The sequence below is a fragment of the Roseococcus sp. genome, assembly GCF_965227005.1.
Lineage (GTDB): Bacteria > Pseudomonadota > Alphaproteobacteria > Acetobacterales > Acetobacteraceae > Roseococcus.
Map to the genome: position 1 here is coordinate 37622 of NZ_CBDDFJ010000034.1, position 24955 is coordinate 62576.

Here is a 24955-nt window from a genome sequence, read left to right on the forward strand (position 1 = left end):
CCGAGACCGCCGTGGGGCGGAGAGTGCCACCCAAAGAATGATTTTGGAGATCGCCATGCCCGAAGCTCCCCTGCCCACCGATCCGGTGCGCGAAGAGGTTCTCCGCGCCGCCGCCGCGGGTCTCCAGCCGATGGCCGTCGCGCTGTTGCCCCGGCTCTTCGCCGGGCTCCCCGTGGGCGAGCTAGCCCGCCGGTCGCCCGAGACCCTAGGCGAAGCCGCCACCTCGCTCTCCGCCCTCGCGGCCCAGCGCCTTCCCGGCGAGGTGAAGCTGCGCCTGCTGCCCCCCGCCTCGGGCCGGGGCGCCCATGGCGTGGCGGAGATCGTCATCGACGACATGCCCTTCCTGGTGGACAGCGTGCTCGGCGCCCTGACCCGGCAGGGCCGGGTGGTGAAGGAGTTCCTGCATCCGATCGTGGCCATGACGCGCGAGGATTCGGGCGCCCTGGCCAGGCTCGGCGAAGGCCCGCTGCGCGAGAGCCTGATGCGCGTCACCATCGGCGCCACCGCCGGCAACCTGCTGCCGGGCATGAATCCCGGAAGCTGGGGGCAGGTCGAGGCCGCGCTGCGCAAGGCCCTGGCCGATGTGCGCGACGCGACCGGCGATTTCGAGGCGATGACCGCCCTGCTCGACCAGGCCATGGACGAGATCGGCGATGACGGCGAATCCCGCGAGTTCCTGGGCTGGCTGCGCGGCGAGAATTTCGTCCTGCTTGGCCACCGGCATTTCGTGGTGGAGGGCGAGGGCGCGCATATCCTGACCGAGGAGAATCTCGGCCTGCTGCGTGACCCCAAGGTGCCGGTCTTCGACGCTCTGGCCAGCCTGCCCACGATCAATCCGCGCATCCGCGCCGCGCTGGTCGAGCAACTGCCCATCACCGTCGCGAAGGCCAATATGCGCAGCACGGTCCATCGGCCGCAGCACGCCGATGTGGTCGCGACGCGCATCGTCGGCGCCGACGGCAAGGTGGTGGGGATTCGCCTCTTCCTCGGCCTCTTCGCGGCCGGCGCCTATAACCGCAATCCGCGCTCCATCCCGCTGCTGCGCGGCAAGGTCGAGCGGATCCTGGAGGCGGCCGGCGTGGCGGCCGACAGCCATGACGGGCGCGCGCTGCGCAATATCATGGACACCTGGCCGCGCGACGAGCTCTTCCAGGCGAGCGAGGCCGAGATCCTGGCGGCCGCGCGGCTGGCGCTGGACCTCTCGATCCGTCCGCGCCCGGCGCTCTCCATCCGGCCCGACCCCTTCGGCCGCTTCGTCTCCGTCATCGCCTGGCTGCCGCGCGAGAGCTTCGATTCCCAGCTGCGCTCGCGCGTGGGCGAGATGCTGGCGCGCGCCCATGGCGGGCGGCTCTCGGCTTTCTATATCGCGCTGGGCGACAGCCCGCTGGCGCGCATCCACTACATCATCGGCACCGACCCCGCCCGGCCCGTGACGCCCGACCAGGCGGCGCTGGAGGCGGCGGTGCGGCAGATCGCCCGCAGCTTCGGCGACCGGCTCGGCGAGGTGCTGGCCGAGGAGCGCGGCGAGACCGTCGCCGCCGGGGTGATGGAGCAGTGGCGCGACGCCTTTTCGGGCACCTATCAGGAGACGGAAAACGCCGGCCAGGCCGCCGCCGACCTCGCCTTGGCCGAGACGGCGCTGGCCAGCGGCCGCACCGAGGCCGCGGTGATCACGCCGCCCGGCGAGGGCGCGCGCCGCCTGGTGCTGCGCCTCGCCGTGCCGGGCGCCGCGCTGGCGCTGGCCGACGCGCTGCCGCTCTTCGACAGCCTGGACCTGCGGGCGCTGGAGGAGGTGCCCTACAAGCTTACTCCGCGCGGCGCGGCCGAGGTCTCGCTACATGTGTTCAAGCTCGATGCCGGCTGCGACATCCTGCCCGAGCGCGAGGCGCGCCTCATCGAGGCGCTGGAAGTGCTGATCGCCGGCGAGATCGAGGCGGATGGCTTCAACCGTCTCGTGCTGCGCGCCGGGCTCGACTGGCGCGAATGCTGGCTGATCCGCTCGATGTACCGCTGGCTGAAGCAGGTCGGCCTGCCCTTCGCGCAGGAGAGCGTGACGGCGGCGCTGGCCGCGACACCGGAAGCCGCGCGCCTCCTGGCCGACCTCTTTCACAAGCGCTTCGATCCGGCGCTGGCCGATCGCGACGAGACGAAGCTGGACGAGGCCTGGACGGCGATGCTGGACAAGGTGGCCGATCCCGACACCGACCGTATCCTGCAGCGCATGCGCAAGCTGCTCGACGCGATGCTGCGGACGAACTTCTACCAGAAGAAGGCTTACATCGCCTTCAAGCTGGACAGCGCGCAGGCCGGCGACATGCCGAGCCCGCGGCCCTGGCGCGAGATCTTCGTGCACAACGCGACGATGGAAGGCTGCCATCTGCGCTCCGGCCCGGTGGCGCGCGGCGGCATCCGCTGGTCCGACCGGCGCGAGGATTTCCGTACCGAGGTGCTCGGGCTGATGAAGGCGCAACGCCTCAAGAACGTCGTCATCGTGCCGACGGGCGCGAAGGGCGGCTTCGTCCTCAAGGGCAGCATCCCGACCGAGCGCGAAGCCTTCCAGACCACCGGCATCGCGGCCTATCGCACGCTGGTGCGCGGCATGCTCGACCTCGCGGACAACCTGCGCGGCGTCGAGGTGATCACCGCGCCGGATATCGTGCGCCGTGATGGCGACGATCCTTATATTGTTGCCGCCGCCGACAAGGGCACGGCCACCTTCAGCGACATCGCCAATGGACTTTCCGCCGAATACGGCTTCTGGCTGGGCGACGCTTTCGCCTCGGGCGGCTCGGCCGGCTACGACCACAAGGGGATGGGCATCACCGCGCGCGGCGCCTGGGTGATGATCGAGCGGCATTTCGTGGAGACGCTCGGCCGCTCCATCCACGACGCGCCCTTCACGGTTGTGGGCGTGGGCGACATGTCGGGCGACGTCTTCGGCAACGGGCTGCTCATCTCGAAGCAGACGAAGCTGCGCGCGGCCTTCGATCACCGCCACATCTTCCTCGATCCCGACCCCGATCCGGCCTCGAGCTACGCCGAGCGCGCCCGCCTTTTCGCCCTGCCCCGCTCCTCCTGGGCCGATTACGACACGAAGCTGATCAGCGCGGGCGGCGGCGTGTTTCCGCGCAACCTCAAGACCATCCCGCTGAGCCAGCAGGCACAGGCGATGCTCGGCATCGCGGCGGATCGCGCCGAGCCCGCCGCCATCCTCCAGGCCATCCTGCGCATGGAGGCGGACCTGCTCTATTTCGGGGGCATCGGCACCTATGTGAAGGCGAGCACGGAGAGCCAGGCCGAGGCCGGCGACCGCGCCAACGACGCCATCCGCATCGACGGGCGCGAGATCCGCGCGAAGGTGGTGGGCGAGGGCGCCAATCTCGGCGTGACCCAGGCGGGCCGCATCGAGGTGGCGCGCAACAACATCCGCATCAACACCGACGCGCTGGACAATTCCGCCGGCGTCAGCACCTCGGACCACGAGGTGAACATCAAGATCCTGCTGGCCGATGCCGAGGCCGAAGGGATGATGACCCGCAAGCAGCGTGACGAGCTGCTGGTGAGCATGACCGACGAGGTGGCGGCCCTGGTCCTGCGCGACAACGAGCTGCAATCCGTCGCCGTCTCGCTGGAGGTCCGCGCCGGCGCCGCCGCGCTGACGGCGCAGGGCGCGCTGATGACGCGGCTGGAGGCCGAGGGCCTGCTCGATCGCGCTCTGGCAGGATTGCCCGACGCGGCGACGCTGGCCACGCGCGTCGCGCGCGGCGAGGGGCTGACGCGGCCCGAGGTGGCGGCGCTGCTGCCCTTCGCCAAGCTCTGGCTCGGCGAGGCGGTGATCGAGAGCGCCCTGCCCGACGACCCGGCCTTCGCGCCGCTGCTGCTCGACTACTTCCCGACCGCGCTGCGCGGCGAGAAGTTCGGAAAATTCGTCGCGCGGCACCGGCTGCGGCGCGACCTGGTCGCGACGGCGCTCGCCAATATGGTCGCGAACCGGCTGGGCTGCGCCGGAATCGCGCGGCTCGTCGCCGAGGCGGAGCCGGCCGAGGTGGTGGGGGCCGTCTGGCTGGCCTCCGAGCTCTTCGGCCTCGAGGCGCGATTCGAGCAGGCCGAGCAGGCCCCGGCCGAGCCGCGCCTGGCCGCCCAGACCACGCTGCGCGAGCTGCTGGAAGCCTCGGCCGTGGAGCTGATGGCGCCGGCCAGGGCCGGGCTGCAATCGGCCATCGCCACCCTCGGCGGCGGCATCGCCGCTTTGGCCGCGGCGGATATGGCAGGCCAGTCGGACGAAGCCTCGGGCCTGCCCGGCGATCTCGGCGGCTTCGTCGCCGCCGCGCCGCGTCTGGCGGCCGCCCCCTCGGTGGTGCAGCTCGCCGGGAGCAGCGGCGCCTCGCCGGACGAGGCCGCGCTGGCCTGGAACGAGGTCGGCGCCGCCTTCCACATCGACGCCTTGGCCCAGGCGGCCCGCCGCATGCCGGTCACCGGCCTCTATGGCGACCGCGCCAGGGCCGCGCTGCTGGCCGACCTGCGCAACACCCAGGCCCGGCTCGCCGCGGCGCGGCTGGGCGGGAGGACGGAGGAAGGGCCGGCGGCGGAGGTCATCCGCAAGCTGGTGCAGGACGCCGCCGCCGCCGCCGACTTCGCGGCCGTCACGGTGGCGGCCCGGGCGCTGGCGACAGTGGCGCCCGCCGGGTAGGGTCGCGCCCCGCACGGGCTTTCCATCCCGGCAGTGACAAGGGGACGGCATGACGCGACGCGAATGGGCCTGGTCCAGCTATGACTGGGCGAACTCCGCATTCCCGACGGTCGTCTCCACTTTCGTCATCGCCGCCTATTTCACCAAGGGCATCGCCCCCGACCCGGTGACGGGCCAGGTGATGTGGGGATGGATGCAGGCGCTGGTCGGGCTCTCGATCGGGCTGCTCTCGCCGCTTCTGGGCGCCATCGCCGATGCGGGCGGGCGGCGGCGGGCGATGTTGCTCATCACCACCCTGCTCACCGCCTTCTTCACGGCGGGCATCTGGTTCGCCCTGCCCGAGCCCGGCTACGCCATGTGGGCGCTGCTCTGCGTGGGCCTGGGAACGCTGTGTTTCGAGCTCGGCACGGTCTTCTACAACGCCATGCTGACCGAGGTGACAACGCCGGCGCGGCTCGGGCGGATCTCGGGCATCGGATGGGCGCTGGGCTATGCGGGCGGGCTGGCCTGCCTCGTGCTGTGCCTGATTTTGCTGGTGCAGCCCGATCCCGCGCATTTCGGCCTCGATCGCGACAAGGCCGAGCATGTCCGCGCCACAGCGCTGGTGGTGGGGGGCTGGCTGCTGCTCTTCGGCTGGCCCGTGCTGATCGCCGTGCCGGATGCGGCGGCGCGCCAGCCCTGGGGCGTGGCCGCGCGCGATGGCCTGGCGGAACTCGGGCGCGTCCTGCGCCAGCTGCCGCACCAGCCCGCCGTGATGCGCTTCATCCTGGCCCGCTTCTTCTACACCGACGGCCTGAACGTGCTCTTCGCCTTTGGCGCGGTCTTCGCGGCGGGCGTCTTCCAGATGGGCTTCGAGGAAATCCTGCTCTTCGGCATCGCGCTGAACGTGACAGGCGGCATCGGCGCCTTTTCCGGCGGCTGGGTGGAGGAGCGGCTGGGCGCGAGGACGACGGTGCTGATCGCCCTCGTCGCGCTGATGACGCTGGGCGCCGGCATGCTGCTGGTCGAGACCAAGTCGGCGTTCTGGATGCTGGGCGTGATGCTGGGGCTGTTCTTCGGCCCGGCTCAGGCGGCGAGCCGCAGTCTGATGGCGCATCTCGCGCCGAAGGGCGAGGTCGCGGCCTATTTCGGCCTCTATGCGCTGTCGGGCCGGGCGACCGGCTTCATCGGCCCCGCCGCCCTGGCCATGGTCACGAGCCTGTTCGGGAGCCAGCATGCGGGGATGGCGGTGGTGCTGGTGATGCTCGGCATCGGGGCCGCGATCCTGGCCACGGTCCGCCCGACCGCGGGACGGGAGCGCCCGCCGCAGCCGTGACGGGGCATCGTCTCCCGGGCGCCCGGACAATGCCGTTGCCGCATAATGTTGTTCTTGCAGGGAAAAACCCGCAACGATTCGTCACCGCAGCATTAAATTCAGCAACACTCGGCCCCCCGGCGCGACGAAGGCCCTTGACCCCAGGTGTGGATTGCGGTCTTCCAAAATACGAGAAAGCTTGCACGAGGAGAAACGAACCATGATTCATATCAGCCGCCGGGGTGCGCTCGGGGCGGGTCTCGGCCTCGTCGCCGCACAGACCGGCCTTGCTTCCCTGGCCTCTGCCCAGACCACGCAGCAGATCGCCATCGCCACCGGCACCACGGGCGGCGTCTACTATCCGCTCGGCGGCGCGCTCGCGAACTATCTGACCCGCGGCATCCCGGGCGTCTCCGCCACGGCCGAGGTGACGGCCGGCTCCACCGCCAATTTCCAGCTGCTCGGTGCCAGCCGCGCGCAACTCGTCTTTGGCCAGGTCGACGCCGCGGTGGACAGCGTCCGCGGCGCGGGGCCCTTCCGCGGCCGCGTGGTGCCCACGCGCGCCATCGCCGTGCTCTACACCAACCGCATGCAGGTGGTGACGACGGCCGACCGCAACATCCGCTCCATCGCGGATATGAAGGGCAAGCGCATCTCGACGGGCGCGCCCGCCTCGGCGACCGAGCTCTTCGCGCGCCGCCTGATCGCGGCCGCCGGCCTCGACATCGCGAAGGATTTCCGCGGCGTGGAGCGGCTTTCCCCGGCCGAGAGCACCAACGCCATCCGTGACGGCAAGATCGACGCCTACTTCTTCGTCTCGGGCATCCCGACCAGCGCGATCACCGATCTGGGCGCCACGCCCGGCACGCAGCTGGTGATGGTCGACCATGCCGATGCGCTGGCGAACATCGTGCGCGAGCACGGCCCGGTCTATTTCGCCGAAACCATCCCGGCCGGCACCTATCCCGGCCAGACGGCGCCGAACCAGCAGCTCTCGGTGGCGAACATCCTGGGCATGCGCGACGATGCCTCGCCGCAGCTCGTCACGCAGATCCTGAACATCCTGTGGGACAATCGCGAGGATTGGGCGCGCGTCCATTCCGCCGCGCGCGATTTCACCCTCGAACAGCAGAAGACCGCCGCCGCCGGCGTGCCCTGGCACCCCGCCGCCGACGCCTTCTGGAAGAGCAAAGGCGCGTCGATGGGCTGAGCGCCCATTGCGCGCCACGTCGTTGAGAGGACGATGCCCGCCTTGGCGAAAGGCCTTGACGGGCGACCTCTGGTTGTGACTTTCGGCCGGGCTCGTCGCCCGGCCGCTTGCGTTTGAAAAGGCTCGCTGATGTCCAGCACCCTACCGCCCGATATCGACCCCAGCACCATGGACGCCGAGACCACCAAGCGGGTCTCCGAGCTCATCGAGGCCGAAGAGGGGGCGATGAATCGCCTCCCCGGCATCCTCGGCACCATCGCCGTGGGCATTGCCCTGGCGATGTCGCTGTTCCACCTCTGGGCCGCCTGGGACATCGTTCCGACGACCACGCTGCGCTTCGCGCATGTGGGCTTCACCCTGGTGCTGGGCTTCATGCTCTTCCCGGTCGCCCTCCGCTTCCGCGACCGCTTCCCGCCCTGGGACTGGGCGCTGGTCGCGGCCGGGCTCTATGTCACCTGGTATCTGATCTCCGGCGGCGACGACCTGCAGGACCGCATCATCTTCCCCGAACCGATGGACATCGTCGTCGGCTGGATGCTGATCGCGCTGGTGCTGGAGGTGACGCGGCGCTGCACGGGCTGGATCATGCCCGTCATCGCCATCTGCTTCCTGCTCTACGCCTTCTTCGGCAACCATTTCCCCGAGCCCTGGACCCATCGCGGCTATGACGCCGAGCGCCTGGTGCCGCATATCGCCATCACGCTGGAGGGCATTTACGGCACGGCGGTGGATGTGAGCGCGACGCTCATCATCCTCTTCACCATCTACGGCGCGATCCTGTCCTCGACGGGCGCGGGCAAATACTTCGTCGACTTCTCCTTCGCGGCGACCGGCGCCAGGGCGTCGAGCGCGGGGCGCACCGTGGTGCTCTCGGCCTTCCTGCTCGGCGGGCCCTCGGGCTCGGGCGTGGCGACGACCGTCACCATCGGCACGGTGGCCTGGCCGATGATGAAGCGCGTCGGTTATTCGGCGCATGACGCGGGCGGGTTGCTCGCGGCCGGCGGCCTGGGCGCCATCATCTCGCCGCCGATCATGGGCGCGGCGGCCTTCCTCATCGCCGAATACCTGAAGATCAGCTACCTCGACGTGCTGCTGATGGCGGTGATCCCGACCTGCCTCTTCTACGCCTCGCTGCTCTTCATGGTGGAACTCGACCAGCGCCGCATCCGCCACGCGCGCGGCGGCATCGAGGAAACCAAGATCGACGTCGAGCCGGTGGGCGTGCTGTTCCGCAAGGGCTGGTACCATTTCAGCAGCCTGATCGCGATCGTCGGCTTCATGGCCGTGGGCTATTCGGCGACGCTCTCCGTGCTCTACGCCATGCTGCTGGCCATCGGGCTCTCCTTCCTGTCGAAGGAGCACGCGCTCTGGCCGCGGAAGCTGGCCCGCACCCTGGCGGCCGGCTCCGAGCAGGCGCTCAGCATCGCGGCGACCTGCGCCAGCGCCGGCATCATCGTGGGCTGCATCACGCTGACCGGCCTGGGGCTGAAGTTCTCCGACATCGCCATCCAGGCGGCGGGCGGCAGCCTGGTCATCACCGCCATCTACACGGCGCTGATCGTCTGGGTCGTCGGCCTCGCGGTGCCGGTGACGGCGAGCTACATCATCTGCGCGGTCGTGGCCGCGCCGGCGCTGATGAAGCTGGGCGTGCCCGACTACGCGGCGCATATGTTCGTCTTCTACTACGCGGTGCTCTCCGAGGTCTCGCCGCCGACGGCGCTGAGTCCCTTCGCCGCCGCCGCCATCACCCGCGCCGGTCCTTATAAGACGACGCTGATGGCCTGGAAGTACACGCTGCCGGCCTTCATCCTGCCCTTCGTCTTCGTGACCGACCCCAATGGCGTCGGCCTGCTGCTGAACCTCAAGCCGGGCATGACCTGGATGACGGTGGCCTGGATGACGATCCTCGCGACGCTGGGCCTCGCCGCCCTCTCCTCGGCGACGCAGGGCTTCGGCATCACGAAGATGAGCCAGCTTGAGCGCTGGGGCATGGCGTTGGCCGGTCTGCTGATGGTCTTCCCCGCGGTCTTCGAGGCGGCGTTCGGCGACAGCATCCCGGTGCCGCATCTGCTCGGCCTGGCCTTGGGCGTGGCTCTGCTCGTGGTGCAGTTCATGCGTCACAAGAGCAGGGTGGTTCTGGCCTGATGCGCGCGGACCCCGCCTTCGCGGCGCCGGGACGTTTCTTCAAGGGGAACGTCCACACGCATTCCACGCGCTCCGACGGGGCGCGTGGCCCGGCGGAGGTCTGCGCCACCTATCGCGAGGCGGGCTACGACTTCCTCGCGCTGACCGACCACTTCCAGGCGAAGTTCGGCTTCCCCATCGTGGACACGCGCCCCTGGCGCACCGAGGGCTTCACCACGATCCTCGGTGCGGAGGTGCACGCGCCCGCGACGGCGCTGGGCGAGACCTGGCATATCCTCGCCGTGGGCCTGCCGCTCGACTTCGCGCCCACGCCCGAGGCGGAGAGCGGCCCGCAGCTCGCGCAGCGCTGCCTGGATGCGGGGGCCTTTGTCGCCCTGCCCCATCCGGGTTGGTACGCGCTGTCCACGACGGATGCGGCGACCATCCCCGGGGCGCATGCGGTCGAGATCTACAACCACACCAGCGCCACGCGGATCGACCGGGGCGACGGCGCCTATCTGATCGACCAGCTGCTCGCCGAGGGCCGGCGCGTCAACCTGCTCGCCACCGACGACGCGCATTTCCACAGCGACGACGCCTTCGGCGGGTGGCTGATGGTCAAGGCCGGGGCGAATGAGCCGGGCGCGCTTCTTGCCGCGCTGAAGGCCGGGCATTTCTACTCGACGCAGGGGCCCATGATCGAGGCCATTCACTGGGGCGAGGACAGCGTGGAGGTCCATTGCTCGCCCGCCTCCACGGTGGCGGTGCTGGGCCGCGGCTCGCGCTCCATGCCGGCGATCGCGCCGGGCCAGACGCGGGTGGTGCTGCCGCTGGCCCCGCGGATGCTGGAGGGGGGATTCGGCCGAATCGTCGTGGTGGACGAGGCCGGGAAGAAGGCCTGGTCGAACGCCTACTGGTTCTAGGCTCTACCGCTCGAAACCAGGGCCATTGCCGCCGGAAGATTACGACACCACATGCGCGCCTATCGCGGAAAATCCCCGCGATAGGCGGCGGTGCGACGAGATGTCGCAATCTGCTCACCCTTCCGCTATATTGCATCGAAGACAGAATTGCTCCTGGGAGATGCCGATACCATGCGCCGCAGTGCCCGCTTCCTGACCCTCCTGGCCGCCGCCGCGCTCGCGCTGGCGCCCGCCCTCGCGGATGCGCGTCCCGGCGGCGGATCCTCCTCCGGCAGCCGCGGCTCGCGCAGCTATTCCGCGCCGCCCTCGACGACGACGGCGCCCAGCGCGCCACGCCAGTTCGACCGGACGGCGCAGCAGCCCAATGCGGCCCGCCCCGGCGCGGCCGCCGGCGCGGCGGCCCCCGCTCGCCAGGGCGGCTTCTTCGCGCGCAATCCCTTCATGGGCGGCCTGATGGCCGGCATGCTGGGCGCGGGCCTCTTCGGGATGCTGGCGGGCGGCGGCTTCTTCGCCGGCCTCGGCAGCATGGCCGGCTTCCTCGGCTTCCTGCTGCAGATCGCGGTCATCGCCGGGCTGGTGGCGCTCGTGGTCGGCTTCCTGCGCCGCCGTCAGCAGATGGCGCCGGCCGGCGTTCCCAACGCGGTGATGCGCGAGGGCGCGCCGCAGCAGGCCGCCATGACGGGCGGCGGCGGCACGGCGCGCGGCACCGGCCCGACGGACGAGCTCGGCCTCGGCGAGGCCGACTTCAAGGCCTTCGAGCAGACGCTGATCGAGGTGAACGGTGCCTGGTCGCGTGGTGACCTGGAGGCGCTGTCGCGCCGCGCCACTCCCGAGATGGTCCAGTACTTCCGCGACGATTACGAGGCGCTGAAGGAGCGCGGCTGGAAGAACGAGACGCGCGACGTGAAGCTCGAGCAGGGCGACCTGTCCGAATCCTGGAGCGAGGGCCCGCGCGATTATGCGACCGTCGCCATGCGCTTCAGCCTCGTGGACGTGACGCGCGATGTGCGCACGGGCGCCGTGACCGAGGGCGACCCCAATGTTCGCTCCATGTCGACCGAGCTATGGACCTTCGTGCGCGTGCAGGGCGGCCCCTGGACGCTGAGCGCCATCCAGCAGGCCTCGTAGGCGAAAAGCCCTGCCAGGGAGTTTGAGGGGCGGCGTCCCTCAAGCTAGGCTCGGGGAATGTTCACCCTCCCCGAGCTCGAATCCGCCGAGCGGCTCATCCGCCGGCATTTCCCCGCGACCCCGCAATTCAACTGGCCGCTGCTCTCCGCGCGGGCCGGCTGCGAGGTCTGGGTCAAGCACGAGAACCACACGCCGACCGGCGCCTTCAAGGTCCGCGGCGGGCTCACCTTCTTCGACACGCTGAAGTCGAAGGGCGTCATCAGCGCCACGCGCGGCAATCACGGCCAGTCGCTGGCCTATGCCGGATCGCGGGCCGGCATTCCGGTCACCATCGTCGTGCCCGAGGGCAACAGTCTCGAGAAGAACGCCGCGATGCGGGCGCAGGGCGCCGAGCTCATCGAGCGCGGCCGCGACTTCGACGTGGCGCGGCAATTCGCCATGCAGCTCGCCGCCGAGCGCGGGCTGGACTTCGCGCCCTCCTTCGCGCCTGCGCTGGTCATGGGCGTCGCCACCTATGCGCTGGAGCTGTTCCGCCACGCGCCGCCGCTGGACGCGCTCTACGTGCCCATCGGGCTCGGCTCGGGTATCTGCGGCTGCATCATGGCGCGCGACCTGCTGGGGCTCTCGACTGAGATCGTCGGCGTGCAGAGTGTCGGCGCGGATTCCTATGCGCAGAGTTTTGCGGCCGGCCGCGTGATCGAGACGGAAGCGGCCAATACGCTGGCCGACGGCATGGCCACCCGCGTGCCCGACGCCAAGGCGCTGGACATGATCATCAAGGGCGCCGCCCGCATCGTGACCGTCACCGACGACGAGGTGCGCGAGGCCGTCCGTGCCTATTGGACCGATACGCACAACCTCGCCGAGGGCGCGGGCGCGGCCGGCTTCGCGGCGCTGATGCAGGAGCGCGACAGGATGCGCGGCAAGCGCGTGGCGGCGATCCTCTCCGGCGGCAATATCGACCTGCCGCTCTTCCGCGATTGGGTGATGGCATGATCCTCGAACACGTCAGCCCCATGGGCGGGGCGCCTGTGGATGTGCATGTGGCCGAGGGCCGCATCGCGAAACTGGTATCCAGCACACGCGGCGATGCCGCACCGATCCTGCTGCCCGGCCTCGTCGAGGGGCATTGCCATCTCGACAAGACGCTCTGGGGCCGGCCCTGGTGGCCCAACGAGGTCGGCCCGCTGCTGCGCCACCGCATCGAGAACGAGAAGGCGGTCCGCAAGTCGCTCGGCATGGATGCGGCGCGCGAGGGCCGCGCGTTGTGCCTGGCGCATCTCGCCGCCGGCACCACGCGGCTGCGCAGCCACGTGGACATCGACGAGGAAAGCCGCCTTGGCCATGTGGAAAAGCTGCTGGAGCTGCGCGAATCCCTGCGCGGCGTGATGGAGATCCAGCTCGTCGCCTTCCCGCAATCGGGCCTGCTGCGCACGCCGGGCGCGGCGGAATGGGTGGAGGAGGCGCTGCGCCTGGGCTGCGACGTGGTGGGCGGCCTCGACCCCTCGGTGATCGATCGCGATCCGGTGCGCCACCTCGACATCGTCTTCAAGCTGGCCGAGCGCCACGGCAAGCCGGTCGACCTCCATCTGCACGAGCCGCATGAGCTGGGCGCCTTCAGCATGGAGCTGGTCGCCGAGCGCAGCCGCGCTTTGGGGATGCAGGGCCGTGTCACCATCAGCCACGGCTTCGCGCTGGGCGACGTGCCGGCGCCGCGGGCCGACGCGCTGCTCGCGATGCTGGCCGAGGCGGGGGTGGCGATCTGCACCTCGGCCCCGCCCTCGCGGCCCACGCCGCCCCTGCGCCGCGCGCGGGAGCTAGGCGTCACGCTCTTCGCCGGCAACGACAACATCCGCGACACCTGGAATCCCTATAACGCGCCCGACATGCTGGCCCGCGCGGCCATGGTCGGCATGAAATACGAGCTGCGGCGCGACGAGGAGGTGGGATGGGCGCTGGCCGCCGTCACCACCGAGGCGGCGAAGGGCTGCGGCTTCGCCGGCTATGGGCTGGAGGTCGGCGCGCAGGCGGATCTCGTGCTCGTCGAGGCGGAGAGCGTCGCCGAGGCCGTCGTCACCCGCAGGCCGCCGAAGCTGGTCGTCTCCCAGGGCCGCGAGGTCGCGCGGGACGGCGCGATCTGCGTCCCTTCCCTTGGAACGTAAGCGATCCAGCAAGGAAAACGGCGAGCCTTCGCCCTTTGCCGGACGGAGATCGAAAGCGGGCCGGCTGTGATACAGCGTCCCGAAATCCAGGCGGACCGAGACCCATGAGCGACGGCTACACCATCTTCCACAACCCCAATTGCGGCACCTCGCGCAATGTCCTCGCGATGATCCGCGAAGCGGGCCACGAGCCGGAGGTGGTGCAATACCTCAAGACGGGCTGGACCCATCCGCAGCTCGAATCGCTGCTCAAGGCGATGGGCAAGACGCCTCGCGACATCCTGCGGACCAAGGAGCGGCTGGCCGTCGAGCTCGGTTTGCTCGACGCCCCGGCCGGCCAGATCCTGGACGCGATGGTGCGGCATCCCCTTCTGGTTGAGCGACCGATCGTTGTTTCCCCCAAGGGAACCGTTCTGGCGCGACCGAAGGAGAAGGTTGGAACAATACTTTAGGTATTTGACCCCGAAGGATGCCTTGGTCCTTCAACTCCCGTCGATTGGGCTTTACGACTTGGGGAGGGGGACTTCATGGCTGAGCTGAAGCGGATTCGTATTTTCCTGTCTTCGCCCGAGGATGTGCTGCCGGAACGGCGCATCGCGGAGGGGGCGATTCGCCGCCTCTCGCGTGAATTCGAACCGCATCTCGAGATCGAGACCGTCTTCGCCAAGACGCCGGGGCTGGAGCCCCTGCCGTCCTCGGCCGATATCGTCCTCGTCACCTTCTGGTCCCAGCTCGGGCCGCTCCTGCCGCGGCGCAAGAGCTTCGCCGGCGCCGTCTCCGGCCTGCTGCCCATGGCGGCGACCGAATGGGAGTTCGAAGAGGCCCTGGCGGCCCATCGCGCCGGCGGCAGGCCGGAGCTGCTCCTCTTCCGCAAGACCGCCCCCGTCCTGGCCGAGCTCGCCGATCGCGAGGCGGTGCTGAAGCAGGTGCAGGACCAGGAGGTCGTCGCCGACTTCTTCTCCCGCTGGAACCCCCGGCGGAAGGCTGAAGCTGGCGTCATCTGGAACAACTTCGCCGACGCCGCCGGCTTCGAGGACCTGCTGCTGGAGCAGCTGCGCCCCTTGCTGCGCCGGCATCTCCCCGCCGATGAGGCCGCGGCTGAGGAGAGCCCCTATCGCGGCCTCGCCGGCTTCGGACGGGAGGAGGCGGCGCTGTTCTTCGGCCGCACCCGCGCCAAGCACGACCTGCGCGAGCTTCTGACCCGCCGCGCCAAGGCCGGGCAGGCCAGCGTGGTGGTCGCGGGCCCCGCCGGTTCCGGCCGCTCCTCCCTGGTGCAGGCCGGCCTCCTGCCGGAGCTCGAGACGCTGGGGCCCGTCCGCCCCGCCGTCCTGCGGCTCGGCGGTCTGACGGGCCCGTTGCTGGAGGCGCTGGCCGAGGCGATGCTCGCCGCCCTGCCCAAGCTCGCCGAGGGCTTCGAGGATGCCGCCGACCTCGCGGGTCTGCTGAGCGCCCAGGTCGAGCAGCCCGGCAAGGATCTGCGCACCCTCCTGCGGCAGGCCCTGGTCCTGGGCCGGGGCCGGCATGCGCGGCTCGTCGTCGTGGTGGACCGGATGGAGCGGCTCTTCGACGGCACCTTCGCGCCGCTGGACCGCCAGGCCTTCGTGACCGCGCTGGAAGCGATCGCCCAGAGCGGCACGGCGATGGTGGTGGGCACCCTGCGCTCGGATTTCGTCGAGGACCTGGCCGATATTCCCGGCCTGGCGCGCCTCGGGGGCGGCGAGGGCACCTATTACCTCGCCCCGCCGGATGCGGTGGAGATCGCCCATATGGTGCGCGGCCCGGCGGAGATCGCCGGCCTGCGCTTCGAGGCGCATCCCGAGACCGGGCAGCCGGTGAACGAGGCCCTGGCGGCCGAGGCCGTCCGGACGCGCGATGGGCTGCCGCTGCTCCAATACACGCTGCAGCAGCTCTGGCTCCGGCGGCAGTCCGGAGTACTGGGCTGGGGCACCTACCGCAATCTGGGCGGGCTCGCCGGTGCCATCGCGGTGCGCGCGGGGCGGACGCTCGCGCAACTGCCGGAGGAGGCGCAGGACGCGCTGCCCGGCCTCCTGCGCCAGCTCTTCGTCATGGGGGCGGAGCCGCAGGGCAAGGTGACGTCCTGCCCCGCCTTGCTCGACCTCTTTCCCGAGGGCAGCGCCGGGCGGCTGGCCATCGATGCCTTTGCCGCCGAGGGCGTGGGCCTGCTCGCCATCGAGGGCGACACCCTGCGCCTCGCGCATGAGTCGCTGCTCACGCATTGGCCGCTGATGCAGGAGCAGGTCGACCGCAAGCGCGCGGAACGGCTGAACGCGCGCCTGCCGGTGCTGGTGCGGCATGAGCCGCCCGCGCTGGAACAACCCGTCCCGGTTCTGGCCAGCGTCGTCTTCGCGCGTCGGCGCAGCCGCTTCGCCTTCGCCGCCGTGGCCGCCGGCTTCCTGGCCCTGCTGGGCGGGTCGCTGATCTACGCCAGGAACATTTCGGGCGAGCTGGCCACGAGCCGGGACGCGACCCAGGCCGAGCGCGAGGCCCATAGCCTGGAGCGCAGCGCCGCCGAGGCGCGCTACCAGGCCACCCTCGCCCAGCGCGAGGCCGAGCTGCGGCGCAGCGAGGCCTCCGCCCACGCCGAGCGCGCGGACCGCACCCGCGACGGCGAGGAGCGCCGCGAGCGCACCCGCCTCGTCGCCTCCACCCTCGGGCAGATCGCCCAGACGGCGCGGGCGGCGGTCATCGCCGAGGACGAGACCGGCGCCGCCGTGAACGTGCAGGCGGCCTCGGCCCTCGCGGCCCAGCAGGGCGACCAGACCCGCATCATCAACCCCATGCTGATGGAGGCCGCCGAGCGGCTCGGCATCATCACCGACCCGTCGCTGCGGCGGATCCTCTCCTACCGGCTCATGCACCAGACCTCCACGGGCGAGGTGATCCGCGGCGCCGCCAATTCGGTGGTGCAGATCGGCCCCTCCGCCTGGGTGCTGCCCGAGGGGGGCGAGCCGGCGCGGATCGAGAACGCCTTCATCCGCGACTACGTCTTCGCGCCGGACCGCTCGGGCGCGATCCTCTTCACCGATGACGACCGCATCCTGCTCACCGACCGGCGCGGCCATCTGCGGCATACCTTCGACACTGGGCGGCTCGCCTTCTCGGGCGAGGTGCTGCGCGCGCCCTCGGGCAATGCCCGCAGCATGCGGCCGCTGCGCGACTACGCCGTGGGCTTCGTGTCGAGCCCGGCCGGCTCCTACTGGGTCGTCACCGGATCGGGCGAGACGGCCCAGCCCTATCGCGCCCTGACCGTCATCGAGCCGGTGACCGGGGCCAACGACACCCGCACCTTCACCGAGGCCTGGCGGCTGACGGAGAGCTGCGGCGAGCTGATCCTGGACGGGCAGCGCGTCGGCCTCGGCCTGGCGCGCGGCCGCCTGCCCAGCCGGGGCACCAGTCCGCAGGACCGCGCGCCGGTCGCGGGGAGCGAGGTGCTGTGTCCCAATCTGCGGCAGGAGCTGCGGGCGCCGATCTCGGAAATCACCCTCGTCACCCAGGCGCGGCAGGGCGAGGCCGGATTGTGGACGCCCTTCCGGCCGGAGCTCGTGGTGCCGCTGCCGCCCGACGATCTGCCGGGCGCCCCCTTCTCGCCCCAGGACGCCGAGGCCCAGGTGCCCGGCGGCGCCGCCGCGATGGAGGAGTTCACCGGGGGCACCAGCCTCGCCATCGGCGACACGCGCTTCGTCTTCCACCCCCGCCGCGCCGGGGCCAGCTCGCTGGGCGTCTGCGCGATCGGCACCGGGCGGCCGCGCTGCCTGCAATCCTTCTGCGGCGAGAACTGCCCGACCGACATCGACCTGAGCGGCGGGCTCTTCGCCATCATCGGGGCGAGCCTGGACAGCAACCTCGCCGTCATGGACCTGCACGAGATGCGCTACCTCGCAGGCCCGGCCCTGCCGCGTGACGGCGTGTCCATCGCCTTCTCGCCGCGCACGGGCGACGTCCTCTACGGCACGGCCAACCGGCAGGTCTGGCGCTTCCGCCCGAACCAGCCGGCCGCCCCCGTCCGGCGCCAGTTCTACGGCTCCAATCCGCTCGGGCGATGGGAGCCGCCGGCGGGCGCCAATTCGCGCGCCAGCGCCTTCGCGCGGGTCGCGGCGCTGGAGGAGGGCGGCAATGCCGCCTCGGATTCCCGCTTCTTCCTGAATATCGCCGCCCGCAAGGCGCTGCGCTGCGCCCGCGACGCCCGCGCCTTCGACGGCGATCGCGCCTTCCTTCGCCAGGAGCTGGCCTGCGTGGCGGCCGATGGGCGCCTCGTGCTGCTGAGCCCGGAGCGGCGCTACATCCGCTGGATCTCCGACCCCATGGACGCGCTGGCCTTCGGCACCAGCCCCGATCGCGACCGGATCGCGCAGGGAGTCCAGATGCGCTTCTCGGGCGAGCCGAACGAGACGCCGGACGCGCCTGTCGCCGCGCTGGTCGTATGGATGCCCGATCGGCTGACCGTGCTGGATTATGCGAGCGGCTTCGTCCTGCTCTCGCTCACCCCGGACCAGTTGCCGGATGCGGCGGCGCGCGAGCAGTTCCAGGCGGCCTGGCTGGACGGCGAGGGCCGCCTCCGGCTGCGCACGGACCAGCGCGAGCTGATCCGCCGCGAGCCGCTGAGCCGTTCGGAGATCACGGATCGGGTGGGCGCCCTCACGGCGGCGCTGGACCGGCGCGTGGTGCGTCCCGCGGTTCCGCCGCGCCCGCCCGCCGCCGCCGCCCCGGCCAGGCGTTAATCATCGGGAGATTTTTATGCGAGGATTTCCCGCCGCCTGATCCTGGTTGCTGACGTTCAGCTCCCAGGGGCAGGCAATGCGGCGTGTCCGTGGGATGATGCGACCTACAGGACAGGAGAGTCGATTTTGGACCAAGACCGCATATCCTTACCGAGCTACCGCCTCGCCGCCCTCGATCAGGATTTCATCCTCGGCGATTCGATGCGCGGCGTTCGCTTCATGCTCGAATACGGCAAGGCCGAGGAGGAACTGCGGAACTGGCATGTCGGTTCGACCATCGTCGTCTTCGGCTCGGCGCGGGTTCGGGAAAACGGGCCGGGCCGGCAGCCTTTCTGGTACGCGCAGGCGCGCGAATTCGGCCGCATCGCCTCCGAGCGCGGCGGCGCGCTGATCGTCGGCGAGGACGGCATCCGCCACAATGTGATCGCGACCGGCGGCGGGCCCGGCCTCATGGAGGCGGCCAATCGTGGGGCGGCGGAGGCCGGCGCGCCGAACATCGGCTTCAACATCACCCTGCCGCATGAGCAAAGCCCGAACGCCTATTCGACACCCGAGCTGACCTTCCGCTTCCACTATTTCGCCATGCGGAAGATGCATTTGGCGATGCGGGCGAATGCCCTGGTGGTCTTCCCGGGCGGATTCGGGACGCTCGACGAGCTCTTCGAGATCCTCAACCTGCGCGTCACCGACAAGGCGCCGCCGGTCGCCATCGTGCTGTTCGACGAGGCCTATTGGCGCTCGGTCATCAACTTCGACGCGATGATCGAGAACGGCATGGTCAGCGCGCAGGAATGCGAACTCTTCCGCTTTGCCGATACGGCGGAGCAGGTCTGGACGCAGCTCGTGGATTGCGGATTGAAGGCGTCCCCCCCGGACGGATCCATGGCCTAGAGCCTTCTTCGTTCGCAAGGGCTCACTTCGAAGTCTCTAGTTCTTTGTTTTTTCGAGCATCTTTACCCGACCAGACGATCCCGTCTGATCGGGTGATGCTCTAACCCGGACGATCGTCGGCCGGGGAGCTGGCCCCGGTCCCCAGCAATTCCCGCGTTCGGGCGACGGCCTCGGCCAGCGTCACGCGCTGCGGCGTCACGCCCTCCGGCAATCCGGCGAGAAGGCGCGAGGGGCAGGCGCGGTCGAGCAGGACGAAGACGCCCTTGTCGTCCGCGCGGCGCACCAGGCGGCCGAAGGCCTGGCGCAGCTTGTGGCGGGCATGGGTGTCGTCATAATCCTGCGGCCGGCCGCCCGCGAGAAAGAGCCGGCGCTCGCGCTGCAGGATGGTGCGGCGCGGCCATGGCACGCGGTCGAAGACCAGCAGGCGCAGCGCGCGGCCGGGGACGTCCACGCCATCGCGCATCGCATCCGTCCCCAGCAGGCAGGAATTCTCCTCCGCGCGGAAGATGTCGACGAGGGTGGCGTTGTCCATCGCGTCCACATGCTGCGCGTAGAGCGGGATCCCGCGCGCCTCCAGCGCCGGGCCGATGCGCGATTGCACCTCGCGCAGCCGGCGGATGGCGGTGAAGAGCCCAAGCCCGCCGCCGCCCGAGGCGAGGAAGAGCTGTTGCATCGCGCTGGCGATCGGGCCCGGCTGTCGCGCATCCACATCGGTCACGACGAAGGTGCGCGTATTGGTCGCGTAGTCGAAGGGCGAGGGCAGGGCCGCGCGGATGGCCGGGTTGGGCAGATGCAGGGCGCCGGTGCGCGCCTCGGCCTCATGCCAGGCGGCCTCGGGGTCGCCGCGCTTGGCGGCGTCGGTCAACGTCGCGGAGGTGACGAGCAGGCCATGTGCGGAGCTCGCTACCGTGCGCGCGAAGGGGATCGTGGGGTCGAGCCAGTGGCGATGCAGCCCGGCATCCGCGTCGCGCCCCTCGCGCCGGTCGAGCTGGAGCCAGTCGACCATGAGCGGGCGCGTGCCGGCCTCGCGGGGGGGCAGCTCCAGCTGCTTCAGCATGCCGCGCCAGGCGGCCAGCGGCATCAGCGCGCGCCGCTCGATGCCGCGCATGGCGGTCTCGAGGCGGATGCGCTCGCCGGCCTCCATCTCCTCCTCCTCGGGCACTTCGAGGCGCTTGGCGAGGAGCTCGCAGAGATATTTCAGCGGCGCCTCCAGCGCCTGCAAGGCGCGGCCCAGCGCCGCGCCCGTCTCGGCGACCTCCTCGACGACGGGCTGGAGATCGACCTCCAGCGTGTAGATGCCGTCATCCTCCGGCGTGCGGGCGAGGACCTGGCGGCGCGCGGCCTGCAGGAAGGCCTCGGTCAGCGCCTCCTCGGGCGGCGGCGTTCCTTCCGTGAGGCGGGCGTACCAACCGCCGCCGGGCAGGCATCGCGCCTCGCGCAGCGCGAGGTCGAGCGGGGGGAGCAATTCGGGAATGTCGCCGGCCAGTTCCTCGATGCGCGCGCGCAGGCCCTTGGCGCGCGAACGCCCGCCCTCCGCGCCGAGCAGCCAGCGCCGCAGCTCGGCCGTCTCCACGCCGTTCAGCTCGGCGGAAAAGGCGGCGTCGGCGGCGTCGAAGAGGTGATGGCCCTCGTCGAAGACGTAGCGCGTGGGCTTGCCGTCCTCGCCGCCGCCCAGCGCCGCCTGCACCATCACCAGCGCGTGGTTGGCGACGACGAGCCGCGCCGTCCGCGCGCGGCGGATGGAGTGCTCCACGAAGCATTTCTTATAATGAGTGCAGGCCGAGCGGATGCACTCGCCACGACGGTCGCCCAGGCCGTAGAGCGTGCCCGGCGGGAAGAGCTCGCCGATCCATCCCGGAAAATCGCCGCCGGTGATGTCGCCATCGCGCGTCGCGCTGGCCCAGCGCGCGACCAGCGCGAGCGGCAGCGCCATCTGGCGCAGGCCGTATTGGCCGAGCGCCTCCTCCAGGTTCAGCAGGCACAGGTAGTTCTCCCGGCCCTTGCGCACGGCCACATGCGCGCGGCGCTCCTCCGGATCGGGGAAGAGCTGCATCAGCTCCTGGTCGATCTGGCGCTGCAGGTTGCGGGTATAGGTGCTGAGCCAGACGGGCGCGCCGTTGCGCTCGGCCCAGAGCGAGGCGGGGGCGATATAGCCCAGCGTCTTGCCCGTGCCCGTGCCGGCCTCGGCGAGAACCATATGCGGCGAGCCCTCCACGTCGCGCGGCGCGAAGGCATGGGCGGCGGCGGAGGCGAAATCGGCCTGCTGGGGGCGTTGCTCAGCGCCGGCGCCCAGCATCTCGGCCAAGCGCTTGCGGGCATCGGCGCCCGTGACGTCAAAGCTCGAGGGCGGGGGCTGCGGTGCGATCTCCTCCCAGTCGGGCAGGCGGCGCCAGGGCTTGAAGGCATCGCGCGAGGGGCGGGCGTCGGGCATGCCCAGCGCGGCGAGGACGCTGGGCACCCAGGGCCAGTCGGCCGCGATGGCGAGCTGCGCGGCCATGCCCGCGGCCTCGCGGCCCGAGGGGCTGTTCGCCTCGTCGGCCAGGGCGCGGAGCAGGCGCGAGGCGATCTCGGGCAGGAGGGCCGCGGCGGCCTCGTCATCCTCGGGCGCGGGAAGGTCGAGGGCCAGCGCCAGGCCGCGCGGCGTGGGCGCGGCGTGGTGGGCGGGAAGCGCGAAGGCGAAGAGCTCGAGCAGGTCGAACGCGTCGAGGAAGCGGGGCAGGTCGAGGCGACGGGCCGTGGCGGGGGCGTGGACGAGGAGCGGCGGCGGGTATTCGCCGAGCGCCTCGGCGATGTGCGAACCGGTGAGGGTCAGGACCTCGCCATCGGGCGTGAGGAGAGTGGCGCGGCCGTGCGATGCGACCAACGCGGGCACCTCGGGCATCAGCAGGCGCGGGCGAATGGAGGCCATGGGGCGTATTTGGGGGCAAAAGGCGAACAAGGCCAGACTTCGCCTCGGGCGGGTGGGTGTGCTATGGGCGAAAGCGGTCGTCTCCGTAGCTCAGCCGGATAGAGCACCAGATTCCTAATCTGGGGGCCGTGGGTTCGAATCCCGCCGGGGACACCATTTTATTCCATTAACTAATTGAAGATAAGAGATTTTCTTCCCGATCATCTGATAGTACCCCCATCTCTACCCCCATGCGCAGATGAGATTGCAGTGGACGGTGTTAGACACTCCCTCTCCGCGCGATCGAATTGGGCAGAGCGCACGCGTAGCGACTCTCAGATCCAGATTGTCTCTCAATTCTGGCAGCCTCTATGCCCGAAAGGGATGCAATCTGAGTCGGTTTCTCCTCGAACTGGAGGAATTTCGCGGCGGTAAAAGCTAGCAGCCAATTCGGTGGTTCACCCCTCGTCGAGCTCTGCCATCAGCGTGGCCATTTCGCGCCGCGTATCAGGGCAAAGCGAAAATGCTCCTTCATAGCCTCGTATGCGATACCGATGGATTGCGAGTGGCACGCGCGGCGCTATGCACGGCGCGTCCAAGATGTCGCGTCGAAAGTTCAGCACGCGATCGGCAAGGTGGATGGGGTCGACACGCGCCTCCGCGATATCGCCCCGCTTCCTCCACTCATAGCCGAGAAAGCGGAAGCCCGTTGCCATTGGCTGCGCGGCTGAGGCGGTGATGAAAAAGGGCCCGGCCGGGTGCTCCGAAAGAGCACGCCGAAACAGCTCCACAATGGCATGCCACTCCTCTGGCCGACCCTCGAAAACGAAGGCCGTGTTGTCCGAGTAGTTGATCATCACCCCGCCGGGCAGGTGGTCGGTGAGCCCTCCCAGGAGATGCGACATCACGATCTCGGCAACCAGAGGAGAGGCCGCCGAGCCTTGGGGTATCCCCCGCCGGGCGACTTCTTGAATGTCCTCGTCCGAAGTACGAGCTCGACCACGTCCTGAAGGAGATAATGACATTCCACCTGTATGAAGAACGGCACGTATGATCCCCCGCGGGAGCGGTAGGTTCTCCTCCAGCCATTCGTGCGAGATCGACCCGAAGAAATTCTTCACGTCGATTTGAGCCACGCACGTTTCCGGACGGGCCGCATTCAGCTGCTGGAGGAGGTTCTCGCAAGCTACCGACCGCCCACGCCGCAGACCGAACTGCGATGGGTGGAAGCTTGCGAAAGGTGTGAGGCAAACCCGCATGAGGTGCTGCCGTGCTTTGTTCTGAATGGAGAATGCGCATATCGGACGACGCCCACCACGCTTTTTGTCGCGCATCGTCACACGAGCATGCGAGGGCGATGTGAGATCGCGAAGGCGTTCCGTGCACGCCCAGATGTCAGCAAATGTCCAAGCATTGCCTTGGGATCGGCGAGTCTTCGACACCGCCTCACTTGCCGCCACCAGGCGGGCCGGAAGCGATCGCATCAGCGCTGATACTTTGCGTCGCGCGATCTTAAACCGGTGACGCTCATGCTCCACCCGGATCTTCTGCTGCGCTGCATCGACCGACCGCTTTGCTTCCCTGATGACGGAAACGGCCTCTCCCGTAGAAATCGAAGTCGGAGCTATCGAGCCGTCAACCAGGCCATGCTGAAGCTGGCGCATCGGGCGGCTACCGGCAGCCATGGCCGGGTTCGCGCCCGCGGTGTTCTCGTTAGCGCCGCTGAAGCGGGCCACTGGCATGGCGGCATCAGTGAGATGCGGTTCAAGCAAGGACATGGTCGTATCTCGCGGAGAGGTGGTCGGCTCTGAACCCGGGTGCAGATTTTCCATTGGGAGTGGACTACGAGTGGCCAACGCGCCAATGCGTCCTTGCTATTGAGGGGCGAATTCACGCCGACATAGCTGACCGAGCCACTCCGCTGCATGCGGATCAATGACATATGGTTCGGTTGTCATGTCCGCCCTGATCCAGTTCAGACCACTTCGTTCGCGCTCCGATAGGCCCTGGCAATGCCATAGCAGGTCCGTCAACGCGAACATCTGCTGACGTGAGACTCGTCGGAAGCCGAAGATCGGCCCGTCTGGCGCGCGCTGTCCGTTCACTTGCGCCGGTGCATTCTTACCAGCCAGGATCTGCGCCCAATTCATCCCGGCATCAGCGATTATCCTGGATGCGATGATTCCGGCGGCAGCCCGTTCACCAACATGGTCGCTTGCAAGACGGTCGAGCACCTTGGAAAGCTTACTCAGTGAGATATTCATGTCTGTCCGGTCATTGAGTTGGGATCGTCATGCGTGGGCACAGGCAAGTGGAGGCTTGACGCGGTGAAAGCCCACGCCTTTGTCCTCGCAGGTGGCCCGCTTGCCCGGCCCAAGTTCAGATGCAGGTTGGCTAATTTGCTGCGGTTCGCCGCCGATATGCTCTCACCCGTTCCGGTGTGACGCGGCGGCTGTAGAGGTCGCGGAGTTGTTGCTGCTCACCGACCGTGACTCTAGACCCAGGCTCGCTGGTTAAGCGCTTCCACGTCACCCATACAAATCGCTGTTCAGCCTCGGTCATGCCTCCGAGAAGATCCAGCTGATCGAGCCATGCCTTCGCCTGAAACTTGGACATCCGGTTCGCCTTGATGTCGGTCGTCCAGGATCCTCCCGTTGCCAACGGAATTTGGCGCAGCTCCGTGCCTATGCCAGACAGGAGCGCGGCCCACGATGCACCAGATTCGTGGACCATCTTGGCGGCAATCAGACCGGCCGCGGCCCGCTCGCTCCCGGAGTCACTTCCGAGGCGATCGAGCACCTGGGTAAGCGCTGACAGAGACACCCGGCTCATTGTGACATCCCCCGCCGAGAATCTGCACCCGGGTGCAGATTTTTGCCCCCAGACGAGGTTTTCACTTCGACGGTG

The 24955-nt window shown here is 69.6% G+C and carries 15 protein-coding genes and 1 tRNA gene; 12 read left to right on the forward strand and 4 right to left on the reverse strand.

Annotated features, from left to right (window positions below; all coding sequences use genetic code 11):
• Positions 1-55 precede the first annotated feature (55 nt).
• From ACO057_RS16145 to ACO057_RS16195, 11 genes are all read left to right on the forward strand, one after another.
• Complete coding sequence (locus ACO057_RS16145; RefSeq protein ID WP_421993575.1) at positions 56-4690, forward strand: NAD-glutamate dehydrogenase; 4635 nt, start codon at positions 56-58, stop codon at positions 4688-4690.
• 49 nt (positions 4691-4739) lie between these two features.
• The gene (locus ACO057_RS16150) at positions 4740-6005 is read left to right on the forward strand and encodes an MFS transporter (RefSeq protein ID WP_421993577.1); all 1266 of its coding nucleotides are present in this window, start codon (positions 4740-4742) and stop codon (positions 6003-6005) included.
• A 199-nt stretch (positions 6006-6204) separates the two neighbouring features.
• Positions 6205-7194 carry a TAXI family TRAP transporter solute-binding subunit gene (locus tag ACO057_RS16155; RefSeq protein WP_421993579.1) on the forward strand — a complete coding sequence of 330 codons (990 nt, stop codon included), beginning with the start codon at positions 6205-6207 and terminating at the stop codon, positions 7192-7194.
• Between the two features lie 129 nt (positions 7195-7323).
• A complete protein-coding gene (locus ACO057_RS16160; RefSeq protein WP_421993581.1) occupies positions 7324-9339 on the forward strand; it encodes a TRAP transporter permease in 2016 nt (671 codons plus the stop codon).
• Positions 9339-10241 (forward strand): PHP domain-containing protein, encoded by a 903-nt coding sequence (locus ACO057_RS16165; protein ID WP_421993583.1) that lies wholly within the window; start codon positions 9339-9341, stop codon positions 10239-10241. Before ACO057_RS16160 ends, ACO057_RS16165 begins: the two co-directional genes overlap by 1 nt.
• Before the next feature lie 171 nt (positions 10242-10412).
• Positions 10413-11369, forward strand: coding sequence for a TIM44-like domain-containing protein (locus ACO057_RS16170; RefSeq protein ID WP_421993585.1), 957 nt, complete (start codon positions 10413-10415; stop codon positions 11367-11369).
• A 57-nt stretch (positions 11370-11426) separates the two neighbouring features.
• Positions 11427-12365 carry a threonine dehydratase gene (locus ACO057_RS16175; protein ID WP_421993587.1) on the forward strand — a complete coding sequence of 313 codons (939 nt, stop codon included), beginning with the start codon at positions 11427-11429 and terminating at the stop codon, positions 12363-12365.
• A complete protein-coding gene (locus ACO057_RS16180; RefSeq protein ID WP_421993589.1) occupies positions 12362-13531 on the forward strand; it encodes an amidohydrolase family protein in 1170 nt (389 codons plus the stop codon). Before ACO057_RS16175 ends, ACO057_RS16180 begins: the two co-directional genes overlap by 4 nt.
• A gap of 104 nt (positions 13532-13635) precedes the next feature.
• Positions 13636-13983 carry an arsenate reductase (glutaredoxin) gene (gene arsC, locus ACO057_RS16185; RefSeq protein WP_421993591.1) on the forward strand — a complete coding sequence of 116 codons (348 nt, stop codon included), beginning with the start codon at positions 13636-13638 and terminating at the stop codon, positions 13981-13983.
• A gap of 75 nt (positions 13984-14058) precedes the next feature.
• Complete coding sequence (locus tag ACO057_RS16190; protein ID WP_421993593.1) at positions 14059-18270, forward strand: ATP-binding protein; 4212 nt, start codon at positions 14059-14061, stop codon at positions 18268-18270.
• Between the two features lie 126 nt (positions 18271-18396).
• Positions 18397-19161: a TIGR00730 family Rossman fold protein gene (locus tag ACO057_RS16195; RefSeq protein ID WP_421993595.1), complete on the forward strand. Its 765-nt coding sequence runs from the start codon at positions 18397-18399 to the stop codon at positions 19159-19161.
• A 100-nt stretch (positions 19162-19261) separates the two neighbouring features.
• On the opposite strand, the gene ACO057_RS16200 is transcribed toward ACO057_RS16195, so the two are convergent.
• Positions 19262-22069 carry an ATP-dependent DNA helicase gene (locus ACO057_RS16200; protein ID WP_421993597.1) on the reverse strand — a complete coding sequence of 936 codons (2808 nt, stop codon included), beginning with the start codon at positions 22067-22069 and terminating at the stop codon, positions 19262-19264.
• 79 nt (positions 22070-22148) lie between these two features.
• On the opposite strand from ACO057_RS16200, the gene ACO057_RS16205 reads away from it, so the two are divergent.
• A tRNA-Arg gene (locus ACO057_RS16205) sits at positions 22149-22225 on the forward strand.
• Between the two features lie 281 nt (positions 22226-22506).
• Here the strand turns inward: ACO057_RS16205 and ACO057_RS16210 are convergent.
• The 3 genes from ACO057_RS16210 to ACO057_RS16220 all read right to left on the reverse strand — a co-directional run bounded on the left by ACO057_RS16210 (position 22507) and on the right by ACO057_RS16220 (position 24847).
• Positions 22507-23826 (reverse strand): reverse transcriptase domain-containing protein, encoded by a 1320-nt coding sequence (locus ACO057_RS16210; protein WP_421993599.1) that lies wholly within the window; start codon positions 23824-23826, stop codon positions 22507-22509.
• Positions 23827-23922: 96 nt separating this feature from the next.
• A complete protein-coding gene (locus ACO057_RS16215; protein WP_421993601.1) occupies positions 23923-24312 on the reverse strand; it encodes a hypothetical protein in 390 nt (129 codons plus the stop codon).
• Between the two features lie 130 nt (positions 24313-24442).
• A complete protein-coding gene (locus tag ACO057_RS16220; RefSeq protein ID WP_421993603.1) occupies positions 24443-24847 on the reverse strand; it encodes a hypothetical protein in 405 nt (134 codons plus the stop codon).
• Positions 24848-24955 lie beyond the last annotated feature (108 nt).

Coding starts and splice junctions, on each gene's coding strand:
- ACO057_RS16145 (WP_421993575.1), top strand. CDS start 56: ATGCCCGAAGCTCCCCTGCCCACCGATCCGGTGCGCGAAGAGGTTCTC.
- ACO057_RS16150 (WP_421993577.1), top strand. CDS start 4,740: ATGACGCGACGCGAATGGGCCTGGTCCAGCTATGACTGGGCGAACTCC.
- ACO057_RS16155 (WP_421993579.1), top strand. CDS start 6,205: ATGATTCATATCAGCCGCCGGGGTGCGCTCGGGGCGGGTCTCGGCCTC.
- ACO057_RS16160 (WP_421993581.1), top strand. CDS start 7,324: ATGTCCAGCACCCTACCGCCCGATATCGACCCCAGCACCATGGACGCC.
- ACO057_RS16165 (WP_421993583.1), top strand. CDS start 9,339: ATGCGCGCGGACCCCGCCTTCGCGGCGCCGGGACGTTTCTTCAAGGGG.
- ACO057_RS16170 (WP_421993585.1), top strand. CDS start 10,413: ATGCGCCGCAGTGCCCGCTTCCTGACCCTCCTGGCCGCCGCCGCGCTC.
- ACO057_RS16175 (WP_421993587.1), top strand. CDS start 11,427: ATGTTCACCCTCCCCGAGCTCGAATCCGCCGAGCGGCTCATCCGCCGG.
- ACO057_RS16180 (WP_421993589.1), top strand. CDS start 12,362: ATGATCCTCGAACACGTCAGCCCCATGGGCGGGGCGCCTGTGGATGTG.
- arsC (WP_421993591.1), top strand. CDS start 13,636: ATGAGCGACGGCTACACCATCTTCCACAACCCCAATTGCGGCACCTCG.
- ACO057_RS16190 (WP_421993593.1), top strand. CDS start 14,059: ATGGCTGAGCTGAAGCGGATTCGTATTTTCCTGTCTTCGCCCGAGGAT.
- ACO057_RS16200 (WP_421993597.1), bottom strand. CDS start 22,069: ATGGCCTCCATTCGCCCGCGCCTGCTGATGCCCGAGGTGCCCGCGTTG.
- ACO057_RS16210 (WP_421993599.1), bottom strand. CDS start 23,826: ATGTCCTTGCTTGAACCGCATCTCACTGATGCCGCCATGCCAGTGGCC.
- ACO057_RS16215 (WP_421993601.1), bottom strand. CDS start 24,312: ATGAATATCTCACTGAGTAAGCTTTCCAAGGTGCTCGACCGTCTTGCA.